The organism is Salinispora pacifica CNR114 (assembly GCF_000514775.1).
GTDB lineage: Bacteria > Actinomycetota > Actinomycetes > Mycobacteriales > Micromonosporaceae > Micromonospora > Micromonospora pacifica.
This window is the reverse complement of sequence record NZ_AZWO01000004.1, coordinates 112,383-134,237: the sequence shown is the minus strand read 5'-3', so window position 1 is coordinate 134,237 and position 21,855 is coordinate 112,383. Positions and strand designations below refer to the sequence as shown.

The 21,855-nt window shown below is 71.5% G+C and carries 23 protein-coding genes; 12 read left to right on the top strand and 11 right to left on the bottom strand.

All coding sequences use genetic code 11. The annotated features are described in order from the left end of the window. Positions 1-23: 23 nt before the first annotated feature. Positions 24-599: a flavoprotein gene (locus B118_RS0102800; protein WP_018810542.1), complete on the bottom strand. Its 576-nt coding sequence runs from the start codon at positions 597-599 to the stop codon at positions 24-26. Further along, positions 596-1,933 carry a helix-turn-helix domain-containing protein gene (locus B118_RS0102795; RefSeq protein ID WP_018810543.1) on the bottom strand — a complete coding sequence of 446 codons (1,338 nt, stop codon included), beginning with the start codon at positions 1,931-1,933 and terminating at the stop codon, positions 596-598. Before B118_RS0102795 ends, B118_RS0102800 begins: the two co-directional genes overlap by 4 nt. Before the next feature lie 374 nt (positions 1,934-2,307). Between B118_RS0102795 and amcA the strand changes: the two genes are divergently transcribed. Then, positions 2,308-2,517: a multiple cyclophane-containing RiPP AmcA gene (gene amcA, locus B118_RS33560; RefSeq protein WP_337588110.1), complete on the top strand. Its 210-nt coding sequence runs from the start codon at positions 2,308-2,310 to the stop codon at positions 2,515-2,517. Beyond that, a complete protein-coding gene (locus tag B118_RS0102790) occupies positions 2,514-2,819 on the top strand; it encodes a hypothetical protein (RefSeq protein ID WP_028192341.1) in 306 nt (101 codons plus the stop codon). The genes amcA and B118_RS0102790 overlap by 4 nt, the downstream gene beginning before the upstream one ends. A gap of 37 nt (positions 2,820-2,856) precedes the next feature. Here the strand turns inward: B118_RS0102790 and B118_RS0102785 are convergent, their stop codons facing one another. Then, on the bottom strand, positions 2,857-4,419 hold the full coding sequence (locus B118_RS0102785) for an FAD-binding oxidoreductase (RefSeq protein ID WP_018810545.1): 1,563 nt from the start codon (positions 4,417-4,419) through the stop codon (positions 2,857-2,859). Positions 4,420-4,468: 49 nt separating this feature from the next. On the opposite strand from B118_RS0102785, the gene B118_RS0102780 reads away from it, so the two are divergent. After that, positions 4,469-5,995 (top strand): glycerol-3-phosphate dehydrogenase/oxidase, encoded by a 1,527-nt coding sequence (locus B118_RS0102780; RefSeq protein WP_018219433.1) that lies wholly within the window; start codon positions 4,469-4,471, stop codon positions 5,993-5,995. Between the two features lie 39 nt (positions 5,996-6,034). On the opposite strand, the gene B118_RS0102775 is transcribed toward B118_RS0102780, so the two are convergent. From B118_RS0102775 to B118_RS0102750, 5 genes are all read right to left on the bottom strand, one after another. Beyond that, a complete protein-coding gene (locus B118_RS0102775) occupies positions 6,035-6,418 on the bottom strand; it encodes a hypothetical protein (RefSeq protein ID WP_018219434.1) in 384 nt (127 codons plus the stop codon). 74 nt (positions 6,419-6,492) lie between these two features. Further along, positions 6,493-6,933 (bottom strand): hypothetical protein, encoded by a 441-nt coding sequence (locus B118_RS0102770; protein ID WP_018219435.1) that lies wholly within the window; start codon positions 6,931-6,933, stop codon positions 6,493-6,495. A 280-nt stretch (positions 6,934-7,213) separates the two neighbouring features. Further along, entirely contained in the window at positions 7,214-7,513 is a 300-nt protein-coding gene (locus tag B118_RS0102760; protein ID WP_018810548.1) for a BON domain-containing protein, read from the bottom strand. Positions 7,514-7,585: 72 nt separating this feature from the next. Then, entirely contained in the window at positions 7,586-8,119 is a 534-nt protein-coding gene (locus tag B118_RS0102755; RefSeq protein WP_028192340.1) for an STAS domain-containing protein, read from the bottom strand. Continuing rightward, positions 8,116-8,460, bottom strand: a complete 345-nt coding sequence (locus B118_RS0102750) for a hypothetical protein (RefSeq protein WP_018810550.1) — start codon at positions 8,458-8,460, stop codon at positions 8,116-8,118. Before B118_RS0102750 ends, B118_RS0102755 begins: the two co-directional genes overlap by 4 nt. Before the next feature lie 177 nt (positions 8,461-8,637). Between B118_RS0102750 and B118_RS0102745 the strand changes: the two genes are divergently transcribed. Genes B118_RS0102745 through B118_RS0102735 form a run of 3 tightly spaced genes read left to right on the top strand, consistent with a single transcriptional unit; the run spans position 8,638 to position 11,215 of the window. Beyond that, positions 8,638-9,312, top strand: coding sequence for a response regulator transcription factor (locus tag B118_RS0102745; protein ID WP_018219439.1), 675 nt, complete (start codon positions 8,638-8,640; stop codon positions 9,310-9,312). Continuing rightward, positions 9,309-10,661 (top strand): sensor histidine kinase, encoded by a 1,353-nt coding sequence (locus B118_RS0102740; RefSeq protein WP_026185132.1) that lies wholly within the window; start codon positions 9,309-9,311, stop codon positions 10,659-10,661. The genes B118_RS0102745 and B118_RS0102740 overlap by 4 nt, the downstream gene beginning before the upstream one ends. Further along, on the top strand, positions 10,658-11,215 hold the full coding sequence (locus B118_RS0102735; protein WP_018219441.1) for a GerMN domain-containing protein: 558 nt from the start codon (positions 10,658-10,660) through the stop codon (positions 11,213-11,215). The genes B118_RS0102740 and B118_RS0102735 overlap by 4 nt, the downstream gene beginning before the upstream one ends. 44 nt (positions 11,216-11,259) lie before the next feature. Here B118_RS0102735 and B118_RS0102730 read toward each other — a convergent pair whose 3' ends face one another. Beyond that, entirely contained in the window at positions 11,260-12,732 is a 1,473-nt protein-coding gene (locus tag B118_RS0102730; protein ID WP_028192339.1) for a coiled-coil domain-containing protein, read from the bottom strand. Positions 12,733-12,989: 257 nt separating this feature from the next. Between B118_RS0102730 and B118_RS0102725 the strand changes: the two genes are divergently transcribed. Continuing rightward, positions 12,990-13,889, top strand: a complete 900-nt coding sequence (locus B118_RS0102725; protein WP_018219443.1) for a siderophore-interacting protein — start codon at positions 12,990-12,992, stop codon at positions 13,887-13,889. A gap of 129 nt (positions 13,890-14,018) precedes the next feature. Here B118_RS0102725 and B118_RS0102720 read toward each other — a convergent pair whose 3' ends face one another. Next, positions 14,019-14,663, bottom strand: a complete 645-nt coding sequence (locus tag B118_RS0102720) for a TetR/AcrR family transcriptional regulator (protein ID WP_026185133.1) — start codon at positions 14,661-14,663, stop codon at positions 14,019-14,021. Between the two features lie 101 nt (positions 14,664-14,764). Between B118_RS0102720 and B118_RS0102715 the strand changes: the two genes are divergently transcribed. Continuing rightward, a complete protein-coding gene (locus B118_RS0102715) occupies positions 14,765-15,964 on the top strand; it encodes an acyltransferase family protein (protein WP_018810554.1) in 1,200 nt (399 codons plus the stop codon). A gap of 126 nt (positions 15,965-16,090) precedes the next feature. On the opposite strand, the gene B118_RS0102710 is transcribed toward B118_RS0102715, so the two are convergent. Next, positions 16,091-18,454 carry a CDP-alcohol phosphatidyltransferase family protein gene (locus tag B118_RS0102710; protein WP_028192338.1) on the bottom strand — a complete coding sequence of 788 codons (2,364 nt, stop codon included), beginning with the start codon at positions 18,452-18,454 and terminating at the stop codon, positions 16,091-16,093. A gap of 86 nt (positions 18,455-18,540) precedes the next feature. On the opposite strand from B118_RS0102710, the gene B118_RS0102705 reads away from it, so the two are divergent. The 4 genes from B118_RS0102705 to B118_RS0102690 are packed head-to-tail and all read left to right on the top strand — an operon-like array spanning position 18,541 to position 21,800. After that, on the top strand, positions 18,541-19,521 hold the full coding sequence (locus B118_RS0102705; RefSeq protein WP_026270524.1) for a zinc-dependent alcohol dehydrogenase: 981 nt from the start codon (positions 18,541-18,543) through the stop codon (positions 19,519-19,521). A gap of 4 nt (positions 19,522-19,525) precedes the next feature. Then, a complete protein-coding gene (locus B118_RS0102700; protein WP_018810557.1) occupies positions 19,526-19,924 on the top strand; it encodes a 6-pyruvoyl trahydropterin synthase family protein in 399 nt (132 codons plus the stop codon). Continuing rightward, on the top strand, positions 19,921-20,955 hold the full coding sequence (locus tag B118_RS0102695; RefSeq protein ID WP_018810558.1) for a glycosyltransferase family 4 protein: 1,035 nt from the start codon (positions 19,921-19,923) through the stop codon (positions 20,953-20,955). Before B118_RS0102700 ends, B118_RS0102695 begins: the two co-directional genes overlap by 4 nt. After that, positions 20,952-21,800, top strand: coding sequence for a methyltransferase domain-containing protein (locus B118_RS0102690; RefSeq protein ID WP_028192337.1), 849 nt, complete (start codon positions 20,952-20,954; stop codon positions 21,798-21,800). Before B118_RS0102695 ends, B118_RS0102690 begins: the two co-directional genes overlap by 4 nt. Positions 21,801-21,855 lie beyond the last annotated feature (55 nt).

The window sequence follows — 21,855 nt, the reverse complement described above, 5'->3', positions numbered from 1 at the left end:
CTCCCAGCTGATGTCCTGCACGGTCAGAGGCGGCCGGTAGCAGGCGGTCGAGGTTCGTGGGCGAGCCGGACCGCTGTCGTGAACGCAGTTGTCCAGGGGAAGGCCTTCTGCCGCTCGTTGCCGTTGCCGGGCGGGTGCGGTTCCCACTGGTCGTCGGGGCCGAGTAGGACGTGTACCCCCTCGTCGCGGAGGCTGGCCACGGCGTGCTGGAACGGCGTCCGCGCGGCGAGTGCGGCGTTGACGAACGGGACGATGACGGTCGGTACCTGCCTGCCGATCAGCTCGGCGACTGAGGTCATGGCGTAGTTGTCCGCTAGCCCGAGGGCGATCTTGTTGATCGAGTTGTAGGTTGCGGGGGCGATGACCAGGGCGTCGGTGGCGGGAAGCGACCGGCGGGTGCCGGGTGACGATTGGTAGGTCGACCGGACCGGATGGCCGGTGAGGCTTTCCAGTGGCTGCGGTTCGATGAAGTTCATCGCGCTCGGTGTGGCGGTGACCGTCGCTGTCCAGGATCGGCCCTGTGCGGCCTTGACCAGCTGGGCCGCGTTGGTGGCCGGACCGGCGCCACAGACGACGATCTGGAGGTGACCACCGGTCACAGTGGGATCCCGGCACTCTGGGCGAAGTCGACAGCGGCGGTGCGGGTGGAGCCGGTGGCTAGGATGGCGAGGTCGCTGGCGATGCGGTGGACGTACGGCCGGCAGCGGATCTCCTCGGGTGCCACCTCGTACGCGTTGCGCAGCGCGCTGAGGCCGTGTTCGTAGCGGCCCCACTGGGTGTAGGCGCGTGCCACGTCCACGTACAGAGATGCCCGGCGTTCTACCAGCGTCACCTTGCCCAGCGCAACGGTGCGGGCGACCGCGATGGCGGTGCCGGCATCGCCGAGGGCCAGGGCGATGTTGACCTGGTGCAGCAGGACGTTGACGACGCCGAAGCCGGTCCACCGATCGTTGCCGTCGTAGCCGAGGCGGGCCGCGGCGCGCGTTGCTCCATCGAGCATCGCGTGGGCGGTGTCCCGGTCGTCTCGGCGGGCGGCGGCGATGGCCCCTCGTAGGACGAGGGCACCGTAGACGGCCACCGCGTCGGTCGACACGAGGCGGGTGTCTCGGTCGAGTGAGTCGGCCGCTTTCGCGGCGAGGGTGACCGCCTGGTCGTCGTGGCCGTTGCTCATCAGCGCATGGGTCATGATCCGGGCGCTCGCGGCAATCGCCACCGGGTCCTGGCTCAGGGCCGCGGCGCGGGTGCTCCGTTCGGCTGCTACCAGGGCCGGCCCGCGGTCGCCCACTTTCAGCAGGACGCTGCCGACGACGTGGTACAGGTCAGCGGCCAGGACCTCGACCCGTTGCCGTTGTTCACCCGTCGCGCCTGACCGCACCGCTTCGAGGCAGGGCAATAGCGTCGCGAGTCCGTTGAGTACCCGCCCGTACCGGCAGGCCTGATAGTCGACCTTGGCGGCGGCGACGGATCGGGAGAACTGCGGAAAGGTGAGAGCCGCATCCGCTGCGGGAACGGGCGAGAAGAACGCGTCGAGCAACGGAGCGACGTTGGGCGTGGCAGCGACGCCGATCGCTGCTCCGCGTAGGAGGGCTCTCCGTCGCACGTCACCCCCCGAATCCGAGTCGCGCTCTCCGCCATCGCCAGTATCCGCATGCCCGCCGGCATCCGGCCGTGCGGCACCTGCAGCTGTACCGCTGGTGCCCACCGTACGCAGGGCCTCGAAGCGCGCCCGTGCCTCAGGTGTGGCTCGGGACAGCACGGTGTCCAACGCGGCCTGCATGTCGGCGCGGGGAAGCACCTTGTCGCCCTGGCTGCTCCACTTGGCCACAGTCCGCCGCGCCACGCCGAGGTGCTCGGCGAACCCGGTCATGCTCATCCGTAACGCATGTCGCAGCGCGTTGGCGTCCCGGCCGGTCCAGGTCGTCACCGTCGTCATCGCACGTCCTTCCGGAACGGACAGTCATCGGTGGAGCTGATGCTAGCCGCACATGGGGTGACGGTAGGTGCACTGCGGGTGCATCGCCGAGACATTCCGGCCGTGCGCCGACTGGGCCAGCCTGGTTGTGCCGACGCAACCGATCCAAGCGGTGCGCCGGTGGGCCAGCGGCAACCTAACGGCAGGGAGATCCAGATGGACGTGTCGATCGGTGACAGGTCGGAATGCGACCCAAACCACCGGCCAGGGCTAGTGCCGGGCACTCCGTCGACCGCACGGGTGATTCCCCATTCGCGTACCGCCAGCAGGGCTGCGTGGGTGGGTGACCGGCGGTCTGCTCCCAGCCGCCGGCCGACGGCGGTGGGCTTGCCAGCATGCCGGCAAGCCCACCGCGCACCCGCGTCGTCCGGATGTCGGCGATGACGACGTATGTGTCTCGGTACGCTGCGACCGGCCAGCTGACAGCAGACCGCATAGCGCCGATCCCGGCATCGACGCGGCCGTTCTCAGCTGATCCGCCACTGCCGACGCACGTATGGCGGATCGTGTTTGAGCGTCAGGCGCGGGACAGCGAGCGTCGATGAGCAGGCATGACGTGCCGCCTGTTGCGGTCGGCCCAAAGATGCCGTCGGAGCACCTGCCGCTGCGTCCACTCTGGCTGTGCCGCCGATGCGGGCAGCCATGGCCCTGCGGCGCGGCGAAGCTTGCCCTCCTGGATGAGTATCGAGAAGTGCCGGTGAGCCTGTTTCTCTACCTGGCTGGCTGGCTGCACGACGCGATCGACGACCTGCACCGGCTCAACCCGAGCGTCACGGGCAGCGCCGCCGACCTGTTCGACCGGTTCCTCGGCTGGCCTGCCCGGGTGGCGTGCCCACCCCGCGCCTAGCCGGCTCGGTGTGGCCCAGCACCGCGCCGGGGACCGGCTATGGCACCAGGATGCCGGGGTTGAGGATGCCGGCCGGATCCAACTGCCGCTTGACTGTGCGGAGCAGGTCAACGGCGAGCTCCCCGATCTCGGCCGCGTACCAGTCGCGGTGATCGGTGCCGACTCCGTGATGGTGGGTGATGGTGCCCCCGGCGCGGGCGATCGCGTCGCTGGCGGCCGCCTTCGCGGTGCGCCACCGGTCGATCGGATCGGAGCCGGGAGAGCAGATCACGGTGAAGTACAGCGATGCGCCGGTTTCGTAGACGTGGGAGACGTGCGCCAGCACCAGTGTGCCCTCCGGCAGCGCGTCCAGGATCGCCGCCCGGACCCGCTCGTGCACCTCGGGCAGCCGAGACCAGTACGCCGCGGTCTCCACGGTCTCCGCGAACGCCCCCGCGTCCAGCAGTGCGTCGCGCAGGTACGGAGCGTCGAAGCGGTGCCGCTGCCACTGCCGTCCCGGCTCGGCGCCCAGCGGTTGGCCGTCCTGCGCCGCCAGCACCGCGGCGGCCATCTCGGCGGTGGCGTTAACCTGCTCGCCCTCGTACCCGACGACCAGTAGGCAACCCCCGTCGGATTGGCCCTGACCGCTCGCCCCGACCAGGGTTTCGACCTCGTCGGAGAGCCGCAGTACCGTGGCCTGCGGCCCCTCCTGCGCCAGCCTCCGTACGGCGTGCAGCCCGGCGGGGAAGGAGTCGAACCGCCAGCCCTCGTAGTGGGTCTGCGCCGGGATCGGTCGCACCCGTACGGTTACGTCGGTGATGACGCCCAGCGTTCCTTCGCTGCCCAGGAAGAGCTGTCGCAGGTCGGGGCCGGCGGCGGAGGCGGGGGCGCGTCCCACCCTGATGGTGCCGCGGGGGGTGGCGACGGTCAGTGCGGTCACCAGGTCGTCGAAGCGGCCGTACCCGGTTGACGCCTGCCCGCAGGAGCGGGTGGCGGCGAAGCCACCGATGGTGGCGTATTCGTAGGACTGGGGAACGTGGCCGAGGGTGAGTCCGTGCTCGGCGAGCAACTCCGCGGCGCGGGGGGCGGGGAGTCCCGCCTGGAGGGTCGCGGTACGGGAGACGGCGTCAACGGCGAGGACCTCGTTCAGTCGGCTCAGGTCGATGGTGATGTGTGCCGGCGCGGTCGGGGTCAGGCCGCCGACGACCGAGGTGCCACCACCGAAGGGGACCACGGCCACCCGGTGCTGGGAGCAGAGATCGAGTAGGGCGAGGACCTCGGCATGGTCGGCCGGGCGGACCACCGCCTGTGGGGCGTGGTGGAGCCGGCCCCGACGCCGTCGTAGTAGGTCGGGTGTGGATAGACCGGTTGCGTGGCGGGCCCGGACTGGCCGGGAGGTCAGCACGTGCTCGGTGCCGACGGCCTCCCGGAGTGCGGCCAGGACCGCTCCGCCGGGTTCGGCCGCGGGCATCGCGACGTCGGGTAGGGGCACGGCTGGGGGCGCGGGGGTCAGCTCCAGTAGCTGCGCCAGGAGCTCCGACGCGGATTCCGGTAGGGGCTGTGCTCCCGAGGCCGCCCCCCAGCGGGTCCATCGGTCGGTGTCTTCCCCAGCTTCATTCATGTGTGACACAGTGACATTCAGTGTCACTTTTCCGCAAGGGGGTGTGCGCGTGGACGCCACGCTGACCGGACCACGCCGGGACCGGGAACTCGCCGAGCTGGCCGGTGGCGCCGGCGTTGACCTTCTCGTCGTCGGGCTCGGCGTCACCGGCGCGGGCGTGGCGTTGGACGCGGCCAGCCGCGGCCTCTCCGTGGCCGCCGTGGAGGCCGAGGACCTGGCCCACGGCACGTCCCGCTGGAGTTCCAAGTTGGTCCATGGTGGACTGCGCTACCTCGCCCACGGTCAGGTTCGCATCGCGTACGAGAGCGCGGTCGAACGTCACGTCCTGATGACCCGCACCGCCCCGCACCTGATCCGGGCACTGCCGATGTTGCTGCCCACCACCGACTACACCGTCGGCTGGCGGGACCGGGCCGCGACGGTTGGGCTCCGCGTTGGCGACCTGCTGCGCGTCAGCGCGGGAACCACCCGCCGGACCCTGCCGGGAACCCGACGGCTCGGCCCGGCCGAGGCGGGCGCGATGGCGCCGGGGCTGCGCCGGGTCGGCCTCCGCGGCGCCCGGTTGTCCTGGGACGGCCAGCTCTGCGACGACGCCCGGCTCGTGGTCGGTCTGGCCCGTGCGGCGGCGGCGCGCTCCGCCCGCATCCTGCCCCGTGCCCGGGTGGTCGCCCTGCACGGCGACGGCGCCACCGTCGAGGACACCCGCACCGGGGAGACGCTGCACATCGCTGCCCGCGCCGTGATCAACGCCACCGGGGTCTGGGCGAGCAGCCTGACGCCACACGTGCGCCTGCGGCCCTCCCGCGGCACCCACCTCGTGCTGCCCGCCGCGGCGCTGGATGGGCTCTGGGCCGGTCTGACCATCCCGGTTCCCGGCGAGTTCACCCGCTACGTCCTCGTGCTGCCCCAGCCCGACGGCCTGGTCTACGTCGGGCTGACCGACGAGCCGCTGGCCGGACCCATCCCGGACGTACCGGAGCCGACCGAGGCCGACATCGCCTTCCTGCTCGACGTGCTCAACGGCGTCCTCGACCGGCCACTGCACCGCGGCGACGTCCTCGGTGCCTACGCCGGGCTCCGGCCGCTGCTCGCCGAGGCCGCCGACCGTACCGCCGACCTCTCCCGGCAGCACGCCGTCATCGACGACCCGGACGGGGTGATCAGCGTCGTCGGCGGAAAGCTCACCACCTATCGGCGGATGGCCGAGGAGGCGGTGGACACCGCGGTGCGTTGTCGGAACCTGACCGCCGGTGTCTGCCGCACTCGCCGTCTCCCGCTGCCAGGTGCCGCGAGCCCTGCCCACCTGGCACGGGTCTCGGCCCCCCGGCGGCTGGTCGCCCGCTACGGGGTCGAGGCGGTCAACGTCCTGGCCGAGGCGCCGGCGCATCTCCACCGGCCGATCGGCGCGGAGATCCCGGTCACCGGTGCCGAGCTACTCTGGGCCGTCCGGCACGAACTCGCCCGTACGGTTGACGATCTGTTGGACCGGCGAACCCGCCTCGGTCTCGTTCCTGCCTACCGGGACGCGGCGCTGCCGGTGGCGGGTGAGGTCCTTGAGCTCGCCGCGACCCGGTGACCGGGTGTCGTACGCTGGCTCGCCGTCGGGTCTGGACGCCTACCCGTCACCGGTCGGCTCGGCCCGGACCTCGCCCGACGTCCGGATGCGTCGGCGGTCCTCACGGACGGCGTACCGGATCGACTGGAGCGAGGCGTCCGGCGCGAAGATCAGTGCGTACCAGCGGTCCAGTATGGTGCGAAGGTGGGCGATGCTGGCCTGGAGTCGACGGCTTCGTTCATTCGCGGCGCGTAGCTGCTCCCGGATGGTCTGCGCCTCGGCCTCCAACTCGGCCATCCGGATTCGCATCGGCTGCACCAGGGTCAGGGCGGTATCCGTGATCACATCAGCCGCCTCGGCGCGGAACTTTCCCCGCTTCACCACCACCGCGGCGATAGTCGCGAATCCGCCGGCGCCGCCCAGGACGCCGAGTACCGACAGCACGACCTGGAGCCACTGTGGGGCGGCTGCTGCTGCGTCGGTCGCGGGTGGGGGAGGCGGGGGTGGGGGTGGGGCTGTCATGGGAACTCACCAGCCAGGTCCGGGGCTGGGCGTTGCGGCTCGACCAGCCGGCGTAGATCGTGCAGGAGCTCCCCACCCCGCCACCACGAAGCGAGCGCCACCGCGGTGAGGAAGGCGACGGAGGTGACAGCCGCCAGGCCACCGCCCACCCCAACGGTGATCGCGTACATGCTGGTGATGGTGCCGAGCATCAGCATGGATGCCAGTTCCAGCCCGAGCCCGGTGGCGTACCGGCCTGGCCACAACAGCCCGGCGATGCCGATCAGGCCGGCGACGACCAGCCCCAGCTGCCAGCCGATGCGGATCGGCTCGGGTATGGCGACGCCCAACGCGGGCGGCGCCCCCAGGACGAGCATCATCGTGCCGCACATGGGCGAGGTGAAGACGACGGCGTTCTCGAAGGGCCGTCGATTTCGCCAGATCAGCCTTTTCCGCACCGCAGCTCCTCAAGTGGTCACTCGCCGAGCCGATCTCAGGGGCACCCTCGGACCGGCGCTGCGCGAGGAGGGGATGACGACGAGCGTCATTGATTGCCGATAGATCAGTCATATCACCCGGCGGAACTGTCGCCCAAAAGATGCTGAGATCCGACAAAACTGCAGGTCAGTAGGGTCTAGCGGCGATCTTGGCCCGGGTGGTCCGCGTGCCGCTGAGCCCGCCCCACAGTGGCCCGATCAGCCAGCCGAGCATCCACATTCAGTGGTGCGCTGATCACGGTCAGCGCTGGCGGCGTCCATGCTGCGCTACTCGCAGGGTGTTGCACACGTCAGCCACGCCCGGGATATCCCACGCAAGTTCGCCCGCGACCTGCCGGGTTTCGAGGTCGGCGATGGTGCCGGCCAGGATGATCACCCGGTTCTGCGCGGTTACGGTGATCTGCTGGCGACGCGTCGTCCAATCAGTTCGGAGCCGCTGGGCGGCTATCTCGGCGAGCCGAGTGTCCTCGTCGTGGTGCGCCGGCGGGTCCCAGGCCGGGTGGAACGGGTCGTCGTCGGGCGAGGGCCAGGGCATGACCATGGGGCAGTCCTCATCGCTGGAGCTGGCAGCAGGGTGCGGCCGGCCGCGGGTCGCGACCCGCCCGTCCGCTGTTCACACCAGCACCTTGGGCTCGTTCGTTGGGTTTGGTTGGTCGGTCACGACGGGGAAGGCGGTGTCCAGGCGCATCGTGTGTAGCACGGTCAACACGAACCGGGAGGGCGCGTGGAGGCACAGCTCCGCGCCGCGCTGGCGAGCCTCCTGCCGGGCCCGGACGAGTAGGCCGAGGCCGACGGAGTCGATCTGCTCGACGGCGGAGAGGTCGACGACCACGCGTCCCCCGTGCTCGGTGGCCTTGCTCAGCGCGGTCCGTAACGGGTCCGTCGTCGTGGTGGCGTCGACAACCTCATCGTGGTCGGCAACCCCGAGCGCCTGGGCGGGGGCGGCTCGGCCGGGCGGGAGTGGGGGTGGGGTGCACCCGGCACACCGGTGTGGACCGGTGGCGAACGGAGACCCGCTCCAGCCATGCTCGGACACGAGCGTCCAGACCACCTCATCGTCGGGTAGCACGACGGCCGTGCTGGCGGCGGTCTCCCCGCAACCATCGCAGATCAGGGTCATCATGTTGTCGTCTGGCACGACCGTCATGGTTGGTTCCCTTCCCGGTCCGTCGGCGCCGAGGGGTCAGCGGCGGTACGCCACCGGTGGATGGACCGCCTCGTTGGTCCCGGCGTACGCCTCGCTGTTACGACCGCGAGGGTAACCGCGGCGCCGGCGAAGCCGGCCTGCACGGCCAGCCGCAGCCCGGAGGGAGCAGCGACATCGACGCCAGCGACTCGGGCGGTGATGGTGCCGAGCAGGGCGGCACCGAGACCCACGGCGACGGCCAGCCACACCGGGGCAGCGTCGCGGCCCGGGAGAACGAACCGCCCGAGTAGGCCGACGAAAACGCCGACGACGAGAGCGTGGATGAGGGCGTTGCCGGTCACTGCTGCCTCCTCTCAGCGGGATGGGGCCGGCGTTGGCGCGACGGGCGGCCTGACACGCCTCCCACCCTCTAAGTGGGTCGTGTAGCGGTCGGTGCGGTTGGATGACAGTCACATGACAAAAAATGTGGCGGCTGCCCCGGGGTGGGCGGTCGCCGGCGCGCCGGGGATGATGCCGTAATGACCGCGGTACTGGTGATCGAGGACGACGACCGGATCCGGTTGGCACTGCTGCTCGCCCTGGAAGAGGAGGGCTACACCGCGCGGGGGGCGGCGACCGCCGAGGAGGGGCTGCGGATGCAGCGGTCCGACCCGGCCGATAACGTGTTGTTCGACCTGATGCTGCCCGGTATTGATGGATTTGAGGGTATCCGTCAGCTGCGCCGCGACGACGACGTCCCGATCGTGGTTGTCAGCGCCCGGGACGACACCCACGATATCGTCGCCGCGCTGGAGGCCGGTGCCGACGACTACGTGGTCAAACCGGTCGCCATCAAGGAGCTGTCCGCTCGGCTGCGGGCGCTGCGACGGCGGGCCCGGGCGGTGGCTACCCCGGTCGCGGTGCAGGTCATCGGGGACCTGGAAATCAGCCCGGAGGCGGGGGAGGTACGTCGTGCCGGAGCGCCGGTGGCGTTGACCCGCACCGAGTTCCGACTTCTCTGCGAGCTGGCCGAGCACGCCGGCCGGGTGTTGTCTCGGCAGCAGTTGTTGCAGCGGGTGTGGGGGTACGACAGCGGCGACGAGCGCCTGGTGGACGTGCACGTCGGGCGCCTGCGCCAGAAGATCGAGGCGGAACCGGGTAACCCGCGACACCTGGTCACGCTCCGTGGCCTCGGCTACAAGCTGCAGCGATGAGACATCTCGGGCTCCGCGCGCGAGTGACGGCCGGGTTCGCCGTCGGCGCCGCGTTGCTGGCCTCCTCGATGGCGTTGATCTCCTATGACCTGACCCGGCGCAGCCTGCTCGACGAGCGGGAACGCACGGCCGTGCGGGCCGCCTACTTCGACGCGGCCGTCGTACGCATCGGGTTGAACACCGACGAACCCGACGTCGTCGAAGTGCTCCGTTCGTTGGACACCGGCAGCTCCCGGCGGCCCCTGCTCCACCTCGACGGCTCCTGGTACGGGCGTACCGCCGAGACGGCGGCGACGAGCGTGCCGGCGGCCTTGCAGAGGCAGGTCCGGGCCGGACAGCCCGGGGTGCAGCGGGTCCAGTTGGCCGGGCAGCCGACCCTGCTGGTTGGGGTACCACTGCCCGACGGCGCCAGCTACTACGAACTGACCTCCCTGCGGGAGTTGGAGGAGACCTTCCAGGTTCTCGCGTTGGCGTTGACCGCCGTGGCGATCATGGTGGCCGGCGCCGGCGCCGCCTTCGGCTGGTACGCCACCCGGCACAGTCTGCGCCCGCTGACCGCCGTCGCGGACGCCGCCGAGCGGATCTCCGCCGGCGACTTCACGACCCGGCTGGCGCCGGCCACGGACCCGGATCTGACCCGCCTGTCGACCTCCTTCAACGACATGGTTGACCAGCTGGCCCGACGGATCGAACGGGACCGACGCTTCGCCGCCGACGTGAGTCACGAGCTGCGCTCACCTTTGCAGACCCTCTACGCCGCCGCGAGCGTGTTGACCCGTCGGCGGGGACACCACGACGAACGGACCGCGACCGCGGCGGGGCTGGTGGCCGACGAGATCGGCCGGTTCCAGCAACTGGTCAACGATCTCCTGGAGCTGGCCCGTACCGACCAGCCCGCCCAGCGGGAGTCGGTGGACATCGCCGCGCTCGCCGGTGAGGTGTGCCAGAGCCGGGAACTGCCGGAAAGCCTGGTGCGCCCCGATCCCGGTATGCCCACGGAGTGGCGGGTGGACCGGCGGCGCACCGAGCAACTGCTGGTCAACCTGCTCGAGAACGCGGTCCGCTACGGCGGGGGCCCGGTCGCGGTCCGGCTGTCAGCCATCGGCGCCACTGGCATCATCGAGGTGGACGACGCCGGTCCGGGCGTACCGGTGGCCGATCGGGGTGTCATCTTTGACCGCTTTGTTCGCAGCCGCGCCGCCCGCGCCCGTGGGGGTACTGACGGCACCGGGCTCGGCTTGGCGATCGTCGCGCAGCACGCCACCGCGCACGGCGGGCACGCCATGGTCGCCGACCGGCCCGGGGGCGGGGCGCGGTTTCGGGTGGAATTGCCGGGGAGCCTGGAGTGAAGGCCCACCTGGCGGTGGCCATGCTGCTCGTGCTGCTGGCAGGTTGCGGCGTGCCCACCGACGACCAGCCGCGGGCGGTAGAGGCGCCGTACGGGCCGTTCCCGACCCCGAGTACGGCGGTCTCCGACCCGGCCGGGCGGTTCACCGAAGCGCTCTACTTCGTCCGCGACGACCGCCTTGTCCTGGTCCGCCGTCGCCTCGATGTCCTGCCCACGGTGGACCAGCACCTGGAGCATCTGCTGGCTGGGCCGAACGAGGCCGAGCGGGCCGAGGGGTTGGCCACTGCGCTCTTCGGCGCGGTCACGGTGGCCGGCATCCGCCTCACCGAGACGCGGGCCGAAGTGGACGTGCCGTCGGTGGCGGAGGGCGCCGGCCGGAGCGACGAGGTCTTCGCCTTCGGCCAGATCGTCTGCACCCTCACCGCCCGCCCAGAGGTTGACTCGGTGTCCTTCCTACGCGACGGCGCGCCGCTGGGCGTTCCTCGGGCAGACGGCTCGCTGTCGCCGGGGCCACTCACCGCCGCCGACTACGTCGAGCTGTCCGATTCGGACTGAGCGGTAGCGGTCGAGCCGGCCCGGCTCCGGCGTAGCGGTGGCGGTCAGCCGGCGACCGGGACCGTCTCGCCAGGGAAGGTCGGCTCGTCAGGGTGCGCCGGGGCGGCGCCAGGCAGCTCCGACGCCTCTCCGTTGTGCCCGTTGTCGCCGCAGGCGTCCTCGTCCGGTTGCGGTGACGGCTGGCCGCTGGCCGAATGACTCTGGCCGGGTGCGGGAGCATCGCCACCGGCGGGGGCGTTGCGGGCGACCACCTGCGGGTACTCCGCGGTCGCGGCACCGCCGGTGGCGGCTGCCATGACCGCTGCCGCGGCCAGGTCGGCCACCCGCTTCGCCTCGCGCTTGACTCGCGACCTGACCTCCTTGGCGTGTTGGTCGGCGTAGTCGGCCGCGCGCCGGGCCTCCTCCAGCCGGTGCAGCTCGTCGGCAAGCTCCCGGCGGGCGGTGCCGAGTCGTTGCTGCTGCTTGGCCACCTCCTGGTCGATGGCGTTGCCGTCCTGGCGGACCTGAGCGAGCTGCTGCTGGCCGGCCTCCAGCTCGGACTGGAGCCGGCCGAGCCCCTCCCGGCGGTCTCGGATGTCCTGCTGCACCGCGGCGAGCTGCTGCTGGTGGCTGGCGGCCTGCTCGTCGATTCGCTGGCGCACCTTCGCGGCGTACTCCTGCGCCTCGGCGATGAGCGCGGCGATCTCCTGCTCGGCGGCGGTACGTTGGGCCGCGAGCTCCCCCTCGGCCGTGGCCCGCTGTTCGGTTATCTCCTGCTCGACGGCGGTACGCCGGTCGGTCAACTCTCGTTCTACAGTGGATTGCCAGCGCGCCAACTCCTCCTGGGTTCGGGTCCGGGCCGCCTGCACCTCCTGCTGGATCTGGGTACGGGCGGAGCTGAGGAATGCTTCGGCCTCGGCCCGGGCCTGCTCGATCCGCTGGGCGCTCTGCTCGTCGACCTGGATCGCCTCCTGCCGGGCCCGCTCGTGGGCGGCCTCGCCCGCCTCCCGCAGTTGGTCAGCGGCGGCGCGGATCTCGGCCAACTCGGCTTGGGCGGCGGCCCGCCGCTCCTCGTCCGCCTGCTCCTGGTCGGTACGCCGGGTAGCCAACTCCTCCTCGAAGTCGCGCATGGTTCTGGCCGCGTGTTCCTGGGCCTCAGTGAGCGTCCGCTCCGCCTCCGCCGTGAGCTCGGCGGCCTGCTGCCCGGCCGCATCGCCGATCATGGCGGCCTGCCGTTCGGCCAGCACCAGGATTTCCTCGACTATCGGTCCCAGATCGCGGAACGCGGCACGGTCGACCCGGGCTGGCCGCTCGCGTAGCTCGGCGACCTCCGCTTCGAGGGTGGCGACCTGGGCCGTCAGTGCCTCGGCTCGGGCGTGTGCCTGGTTGCGGTCGGTCACGGTCTGGAGCAACTCGCCGTCGAGTTGGTCAAGGTGTCGTTCCACCTGCCGTTTGTCGAAGCCTCGCATGGTGACGTCGAAAGCCGGCCGCGACACCTTGTGGTCGCTGACCGCGAACGACTCGTCGCCGTGGGACATGGCTGCATCCTCCGTACGATCGCTAGCGCCACGCCGGGGCGGGGACCACCCCACGGGCAACGGTGTGGCGACACGCTACCGCCGTCGTGGTGTGGGCTGAAGACCTGCCCCGCCCTTGGGGGCGTGGCGGCGAGCTGTCGGGCGGTCGAGTCGTTCGACTGTGTCGATCTCCACTTGACAGCGGTCAAGGTAAGGCTAACCTAACTGGGTCGAGTGCGGCGCGGGACCGGTTCCCACGTCCGACCCCGGAAGGCATCATGACCCAGACCCTGCCCGTTGCGCCCTGGCGGCTGTTCACCGCCGAGGTTCGCGCCGCGCGTCGGCTCAGCCCGTCGTTTGTGCGGATCACCTTCACCGGCCCGGACCTGGACCGGTTCGCCGACAACGGCTACGACCAGCGCGTCAAGCTGGCCTTCCCGCTGCCGGGCCAACGGGAGGCCAGGCTGCCGGAGGGTCCGGACTGGTACGCCCGCTGGCGGGCACTGCCGGAGCGTCAGCGCAATCCGATCCGCACGTACACCGTCCGCGCCGTGCGTCCCGAGCTCGCCGAGGTCGATGTTGACCTCGTTCTGCACGGTGACGGTGGGCCGGCGACCCGCTGGGCGCGTCGAGTGCAGCCCGGAGACCAGATCGTGATTGTCGGTCCGGATGCGGGTTTCGACGGCGAACACGGCGGGGTCGAGTTCCGGCCACCGGCCGCCGCGAAGCTTCTGCTCGCCGGCGATGAGACGGCGGTGCCGGCGATCTGTTCCATCCTGGAGCGGCTCCCCGCCACCGCCCGTGGCCGGGTGCTGCTGGAAGTGCCGGAGGCCGACGACGCGCAGCCGGTGGCGGCGCCACCCGGGGTGGTGGTGCACTGGCTGGCCCGAGGCGGGCACCCATCCGGCACCCGGCTTGTGCCGGCCGTGTCGGCCGCGGCGGCGGAGTTGATGTCCGGTCCGTCGGTCGGGGTGCCGATCACCGAGCTCAACCTGGACGTGGAGCTTCTCTGGGACGTGCCCAGCTCCGTTCTCCCGGCCCCGCTGTACGCCTGGCTGGCGGGCGAGGCGGGCGTCATCCGTACCCTTCGTCGCCATCTTGTCACCGAACGCGGATTGGATCGTCGGGCGGTTGCCTTCATGGGCTACTGGCGCCTTGGCCGCCCGGATCCGGCCTGACCGCCGGGCCGACCGGCCCGTGGCCTCGCGGTCGTCGTGGCCTCGCGTCGGATGCCGCCGCAGTCCGTAGGCTGCACCGCTCAACCGCCAGTGGCAGCAGTGCTCAACGGAGGAATCGCCTCGCCGAGATCACTGTCGCCGGGCAGGCTTCGCCGCGCCCGGCGCACCGGATGACTGGTCGGCCCCGAACAGGCCCAGTCGCAGTAGGCGTTGGTTCGCGGCGCTGCGGCGGGCCAGTGCCGGCGCTTCGAACATGGGCTGGTCCAGATTCGGTTGCATGACCGGCTCCAGCAGCAGCGGGCCCACGATCAGGCACAGCATCTGAAACGGTGCCCACCGCAGATCCGCATCCGTGTGGCCGCCCTCGGCCGCGATCAGCCGCTCCAACTCGGTGCGCGTACCCTCCAGCAGGTGGCCGAACAGCGCCGCGCTCGCCGGGCTGTCCTCCTGTAGCACCCGACGCAGGTAGCCACGCAGTGTCGGGTCGGCGCCGAACATCCGCGCGGACATCTCACCCAGTGACGCCATCAGATCCGTGCCGCCCGGTTCCAGCTCCCGCAGGGCAGCGCCGAGCCGGGCCAGGACCTGCTCATCAACGGCGGCGCGGAGCCCTTCCTTGGAGCCGAAGTGGTGCATCACCAGGGCCGGCGACAGCCCGGCCTCAGCGGCTACCGCGCGGGCCGAGGTGGCGGCGAAGCCACGCTGCGCGAACAGGCGCAGGGCCGCCTCGCGTAGCCGCGCCCGTCCGGTCAGGTCCGACGGCGACGCTTCCATGTCAGCACGGTATGTCATCGCGCCGGCGCCGTCCTCGGGGGACTTCCCGAGATGGGGTTCGGTGGATCCATGGCTGAACATCTGTTCAGTATATTGAACGGATGAATAATGTCGTCAGTGCACCCCCCACACGTCGCACCCAGTACCTGCACTATCTGGACAATCTGCGGGTGGCGATGATCCTCCTGGTGGTGATCCACCACGCCGCCCAGGCATACGGCCCCGCCGACTGGTGGTACTTCAACGGCGACCAGCGCCTGCCCGTCCTGGCCACCCTCTCCGCAGTGGGCGGGGCGTTCCGAATGAGCCTGCTGTTCTTCGTCGCCGCGTTCCTCGTGCCCCGCGCCGTCGACCACAAAGGCGGCTGGAAATTCATACTCAGCCGACTCAAGCGCCTCGGCATTCCGTTTCTGATCGGCTCGGCCACGATCATTCCCGTACTGATGTATGTCTACTACCGCGAATACCGCGGCTATCCGCCGATCTCGTTTCCTCGCTACTATCTGGACGTGTTCCTCGGCTTCGGCCCGCAGCCGGCCGACTGGACCGGCCCGATCTGGCCCGACCTGCAGTTCGGACACCTGTGGTTCATCCAGACTCTGCTCGCCCTCAGTGCCCTGTACCTGCTGTTCCACTGGCTGGGCGGGCTGCTGCGCCGCGTCCGCCCCAACCCGAGACCGGCCCGGCTGACCTGGATGACCGACAGCCGTAGCCTGATCATCTGCATTCTCACCGTGGCCGCGGTCGTGTTCCTCATCCGAATCTGGTATCCGCTTGACCAGTGGGTGCCGCTATTCGGGTTCATCCAGGCGGAACCAGCTCGCCTCGCCCAGTACACGGCATTCTTCGCCGCCGGTGCCATGGCCTACCGACGCGATTGGCTCGCCCGACTGCCCCGCCGGACCGGCTATGTCTGGCTGGCCATCGGCGCCGCACTCACCGCCGTACTATTCTGGACCCGCACCGACACCTGGTTCTTCGCCCCCGGCGGCGCCTCCTGGGCCTCGGCCTGCTGGGCGCTGACCGAGACCTTCCTGTGCGTCGGCCTCAGCATCGGCCTGGTGACCCTGTTCCGGGACGTCTTCGCCGCCCACAACCGGCTCACCCGCGCCATGGCCGCCAGCTCCTACACGATCTACCTCATCCACCTGCCGATCGTCGTCGCCCTGCAGTTCGCGTTCGCCCGCGCCGGCCTACCCACCATCGCCACCTTCGTCGCCGTCACCACTCTCGGCATCGTCATCAGCGTCGCCACTGCCGTGACAGTCCGTCGGCTGCCCGGCCTCCGTACGATCCTGTGACTGTCCTTCCAACGCGGCTCCGGGCGCCAGCGACGCCGTGTTCATCGGCGGCGGACCGCTGCGGGCAACCTGGCCTCCGCCTTCAGATCTCACCAGCGCAAGGGCCGGGGCCGATAGCCTTGGCGGTCAGCGCGGCGGGCCGGCCACCGGGGGCGGCGGGGCGAGGGTGGGGGAGAAGGCGGTCAGGAAGCGGTCCCGGAACTCGTCCATCCGCCACACCGGGGCATCCGGCACCGGGCGCAGCCCGTCCGGCCAGCCCCATCCGGCGATCTGCGCCAACACGGCCGGATCGCGGGCAACGAGGTGGACGGGTACGTCCCGGCTGGCGTCCGGACCGGTGATCACTGGTGCCGGCTGGTGGTCACCGACCACGATCAGCACCAGGTCGTCGTCGCCGTACCGCTGCAGGTAGGAGATGAGGGCGCCGAGGGCGTACTCGATGGAACGGCGGTACCCGATACGGGGCTGCGTTGCGGAGCTGCGTTCGCTGGCGTCGTGGAACCCTCGACCGTCGCCGAGGGCGTCCCAGCCGACCAGCCTCGGGAGGTGGGTCCAGGGCGAGTGGCTGGAGACCAGGGCCAGTTCGGCCATCACCGGCCGCCGGTCGGCCCCGGCCAGTTCCCGCTGGTGGAAGGCGGAGAGGGTGTATTGGTCGGGCATCGGGGCGAAGCCGAACCGGGGTCCCCGGTAGCCGAGGCTGTACTCGTCGTAGAACCGTTCGTAGCCGTAGAAGGCCCCCTCCGGCCAGGGCTGGTTGACCGCCGGCATCACCCCCACCGTCCGCCAGCCGGCCCGCTGAAACGCCGCACCGAGGGGGGTCCGATCGCTGGCCAGCAGCGTCCGGTGCCGCTGGTTGTTGTCGATCCAGAGCCCGGAGAGCAGCGTCGCGTGGGCCAGCCAGCTACCCCCTCCGGCGGTGGGCGAGGTGAGGAAGGCGCTACGGGTACCGAAGCCCGCGGCGGAGAGCTCCCGCTGGCCCTCTTCGAGTACCGCCTCGACGGCGGCGAACTCCGGCTCCTGCACCACGTCCCGCCCATAGCTCTCCACGAAGGCTACCAGGACATCCTTGCCCTCCAGCGCGGTCAGCAGCTGATCGTCGGGGACCAGGCGGTACGGGTCGATGTTCACCCGGTCGGCGAAGCTCGCGCTGTCCTGAAGGCGTGCCTGCACCTGCGCGGCGTGCGCCCGGACCAGGTCCGTTGTGGTCGCGTCAGCCACCGGAAGCGCCGGGACGATCCGTACCCCGGTGGCGGCGGCCACCAGCCAGAGCGCCACCAGGCCCGCGAGTACCCGCCGCGCGCTGTCCGGATGCCCGGTCAGCAGCCGACTCAGCCGCAGGACCGCCCAGGTGGTGGCCGTCAGCAGCGCCGCCACCAGTAGGCCGGCGCCGACGGACGCGGCGATCGCGGCGGTTCGGCCAACCGACGCGCTGACGAAGGTGAACGCCTCGTCGAGGAGGCGCCAGTCCAGGGCCAGGTCGACCGGCCGGTCGAGGCTGCTGTGGAAGCCCAGGTCGGCAGCCGTGACCACCACCAGCAGCCCGAGCAGCGTCCCCGTCAGTGCGGCCATCGGCCGCCGTACCCAGGCGGGTACGGCGAGCAGGACAGCCGCCAACGCGAGACCTTCCAGCGGGATCCGCAGTAGCGCGGCCGGTACCAGCTGACTGGGCTGCCGCGGCACGGTGAGGGCGGCCAACACCAGCAGCACCGCCAGCGTGGCGGGTACCCGTCGCCACCATGCACGCCATCGCGGCCCCGCTGCCTCGGTGGGTGCCGTCACCAGTGGGGCCGGCGGCGTGCTGGCTCGGTACCGCCACCGCCAGGCCACGTCCCGGCCAAACGACTCCAGTTGCAGCACCAACACCGCCAGGGCGAGCAGCCCGCCGACCGTGCTCGGCAGCAGTCGGGACGTCACCACCAGCAACACCACGCCGAGAGCCGCCGCGACGACCTTTCGCCAGTAGCGCGGCGGCAGCGGCCCGCGCAGCCAGGGCAGGGCCCATCCGGCGACGAGGAACACGTACCGCATCGCGCCGAGGATGAGCACCCAGGGCCCCACCACGGGTGCCACGTGCAGACTGAGCACGGCCACCAGGACGCTGTCTATCTCCATGTCGAACCGGGCGCCGAATGCGCTCTCGGTGTCGGTGCGTCGGGCCACGTATCCATCGACCGCGTCCAGCGACAGCGCCACCGCGGCGAGAGCGGTCAGGAGCCCGACCGGTACCGGGCGGCCGGCGAGCTCGTCGGCCACCAGCGCGAAGACCGCTCCGATGAGCACCGCCCGGGTCAGCGTCACCCGGTCGGCCGGGCCGAGGCCCCTCGCCACCTGGTGCAGACCGCGACTGAGCGCCAGACACAGCACCAGCCCGTACGCGAGGCCGGTGAACCAACCAGCGGCGCCGAGCCCCACCGTCCCGGCCACCGCAGTCAGCAGGAGAATCTGGACGGACAGCCCAATCAGCGGACCGTTTCGAACCGTGGCCACCATGCCTCCCTGTTTATGATCGACCACTCTGACAGGGTCTACGAATGCGTATCGCTCCGGCTCGCCGGAGCCGCGGAGAGGAGCAACCGGTGAGCCGGCACGCACGCGCCTTCTGGCTGGCAACGCCCGGGCGGGGCGAGATCCGCCCGGTGCTGCTGCCCACCCCGAACGCCGACGAGGTGCTCGTCCGGACCCGCTACTCCGGCGTGAGCCGCGGCACCGAGACGCTGGTGTTCACCGGTGGTGTCCCGAGCGGACAGCATGCGGCGATGCGCGCCCCGTTCCAGGAGGGTGACTTCCCGGCCCCGGTCAAGTATGGCTACCTGAGCGTGGGCGTGGTCGAAGAGGGTCCGACCGACCTGCGCGGACGGACCGTCTTCTGCCTGCACCCGCACCAGACGGCGTACGTGGTCCCGGCCCGGGCCGTGGTGGTGGTGCCCGAGCAGGTACCGGCGGCCCGGGCGGTGCTCGCCGGCACGGTGGAGACGGCGGTGAATGCGCTCTGGGACGAGCCACCCCTGGTCGGCGACCGGGTCACCGTGGTCGGTGCCGGGATGGTCGGCGCGGCCGTCGCGGCCCTACTCGCCCGGTTTCCTGGCGTACGGGTGCAGCTCGTCGATGTGGACCCGACGCGGGCCGCGCTCGCCGGGGCGCTCGGCGTCGGGTTCGCCCCGCCGGCCGCCGCGGCGGCCGGACGGGACCTGGTGGTGCACGCCAGCGCGACCGCCGCCGGCCTGCGTCGCTGCCTCGAACTGGTGGCGCCGGAGGGTACGGTGCTGGAGCTGAGCTGGTACGGCGACCGCGAGGTGGCGCTGCCGCTCGGTGCGCAGTTTCACACCGGCCGGCTCACCCTGCGCAGCAGCCAGGTGGGACGGGTCGCCCCGGCCCGGCGGAGTCGGCGTAGCCATGCCGACCGGCTCACCCTGGCACTGGAGCTCCTCGCCGACCCGGTCTTCGACGCCCTGCTGACCGGGGAGTCCCGGTTCGCGGACCTGCCCGACCTGTTGCCCCGGCTCGCCGACCGGCGGTTGCCAGCCCTCTGCCACCTCATCACCTACGACGGAGAGTGACACTGTGTTCAGCGTGACCGTCCGGGACCACATGATGATCGCCCACAGCTTTCAGGGCGAGGTGTTCGGTCCCGCCCAACGACTACACGGGGCGACGTTCGTGGTGGACGCGACCTTCCGTCGCGGTGACCTGGACACCGACGGGGTCGTGGTCGACATCGGTCGGGCCACCGCGCAACTGCGCGCGGTCCTCGCCGAGCTGACCTACCGCAACCTGGACGACGAGCCGGAGTTCGCCGGGGTGAACACCACCACCGAGGTACTGGCTCGCACCGTCGCCGACCGCCTCGCGGCGCGCGTACAGGCGGGGGAGTTGGGCACGGGCGCCGGTGGTCTGAGCGGCATCAGCGTCACTCTGCACGAGTCGCACGTCGCCTGGGCCAGCTACGAACGGTCGTTGTGACCCACGCCCTGCACGTCGTGCTACCGGGCAACGTGGACGATCCGGCCAACCCGAGTGGCGGCAACCGGTACGACCGGCGAGTCCTCGACGGGCTGGCAGCCGCCGGCTGGTCGATCCGCGAGCACCCGGTGCCCGGTGCCTGGCCGTACCCGGCGAGCGCGGACCGCCTCGCCCTCGCCGGGGTGCTCGTCGCGCTGCCGTCCGGTTCACTCGTCCTGTTCGACGGGCTTGTCGCCAGCGCGGTACCGGAGCTTCTGGCCCCGCACGCCGGGCGGCTGCGCCTGGCGGTGCTGGTGCACCTGCCGCTGGACAACGCGGCGGAGCGGGCGGCCCTACGGCACGCGGCGGTGATCGTGGCGACCAGTACCTGGACCCGCCAGTGGCTGCTCCACCGGTACCGGCTGCCCGCCGAGCGGGTGTATGTGGCGGCGCCCGGGGTTGATCGGGCCACCGCCGGGCGCGGCTCGGCAGCGGGCGAGCAACTGCTCTGCGTCGCCGCCCTCACCCCACACAAGGGACACGACACACTGGTTGACGCCCTCGCCATCGTCGGGGAGCTAGCCTGGCGTTGTGACTGCCTCGGGTCGCTCACCCAGGACCCGGGCTTCGTCCAGCGGCTCCGGCGACGGATCGACGACCTGGGTCTCGCCCGGCGGGTGCACCTCGCCGGACCCCGCACCGGCGTCGCCCTGGCCGCCGGGTACGCCACCGCCGACCTGTTGGTGCTGGCCTCCCGGGTCGAGACGTACGGGATGGTGGTGACGGAGGCGCTGGCGCGCGGTGTACCGGTGCTGGCCACCACCGCCGGTGGCCTGCCCGACACCCTCGGCCGCGCCCCGGACGGGACGGTGCCCGGAATGCTGGTGCCCCCAGATGACCCGGCCGCTCTCGCCGGCGCGCTCCGCCGCTGGCTCGTCGACTCGGCCCTGCGGGACCGGCTGCGCCGCGCCGCGCGCGCCCGCCGGGCGACTCTCACCTGCTGGACCACCACCACCAGATCGCTCGCGGCGGCGCTGGAGGGAGCGAGATGACGGAGCAGGATGGTGACCTCGAGCTGGGCTTACCGGCGGCCTTCGCGGACTGGCTCACCCGGCGGGAACCGGCCGACGCCGTCGCCCGCGTCGTTGACCTCGCCGACCAGATCCGGGCCCGGCTCACCGGCACCCGCCCGGTCGTCGTTCACGACCTCGGCAGCGGCACCGGCGCGATGGGCCGGTGGCTCGCTCCTCGCCTACCCGGGCCCCAACACTGGGTTCTGCACGACGGGGACGCCAGCCTGCTGGCCCGGGCCGCCGCCGACCCACCACCGGCTGCCGCCGACGGGAGCCCGGTCACCGTCGAGACCCGTCGCGGTGACCTGACCCGGCTCACGGCCACCGAGCTGGCCGAGGCCGACCTGATCACCGCCTCCGCGCTGCTGGACATGCTCACCGCCGAGGAAGTCGGACGGGTGGCGGCGGCCTGCGCCGGGCGTCCGGCTCTCTTTACGCTCTCGGTGGTCGGCCACGTCCGCCTCGAACCCGCGGACCCGCTCGACGTGGAGGTCGCTTCCGCGTTCGACGACCACCAGCGCCGCACTGTTCGGGGACGGCGGTTACTCGGTCCGGACGCGGTGGCCGACACCGCCGCCGCCTTCGCCCGGCAGGGCGCTGTGGTCACCTCGCGGTCCAGCCCGTGGCGGCTCGGCCCGGCCGACGCGGGCCTGTTGGGGGAGTGGTTCAGCGGCTGGACCGACGCAGCCCGGGAGCAGCGGCCCCAGCTGGCCGGCCCGTTGGCCGGGTACGTGCGTCGTCGCCGGGCCGACCTTGCGGCTGGCCGGCTTTCCGTGTTGGTGGACCACCGGGACCTGTTGGCCCTACCGACGGTGAACTCGTGACGGTTGTGGAGCGTGCCCACCCAAGGACGGACCGCGAGGCAGGGCCGGATGGCGA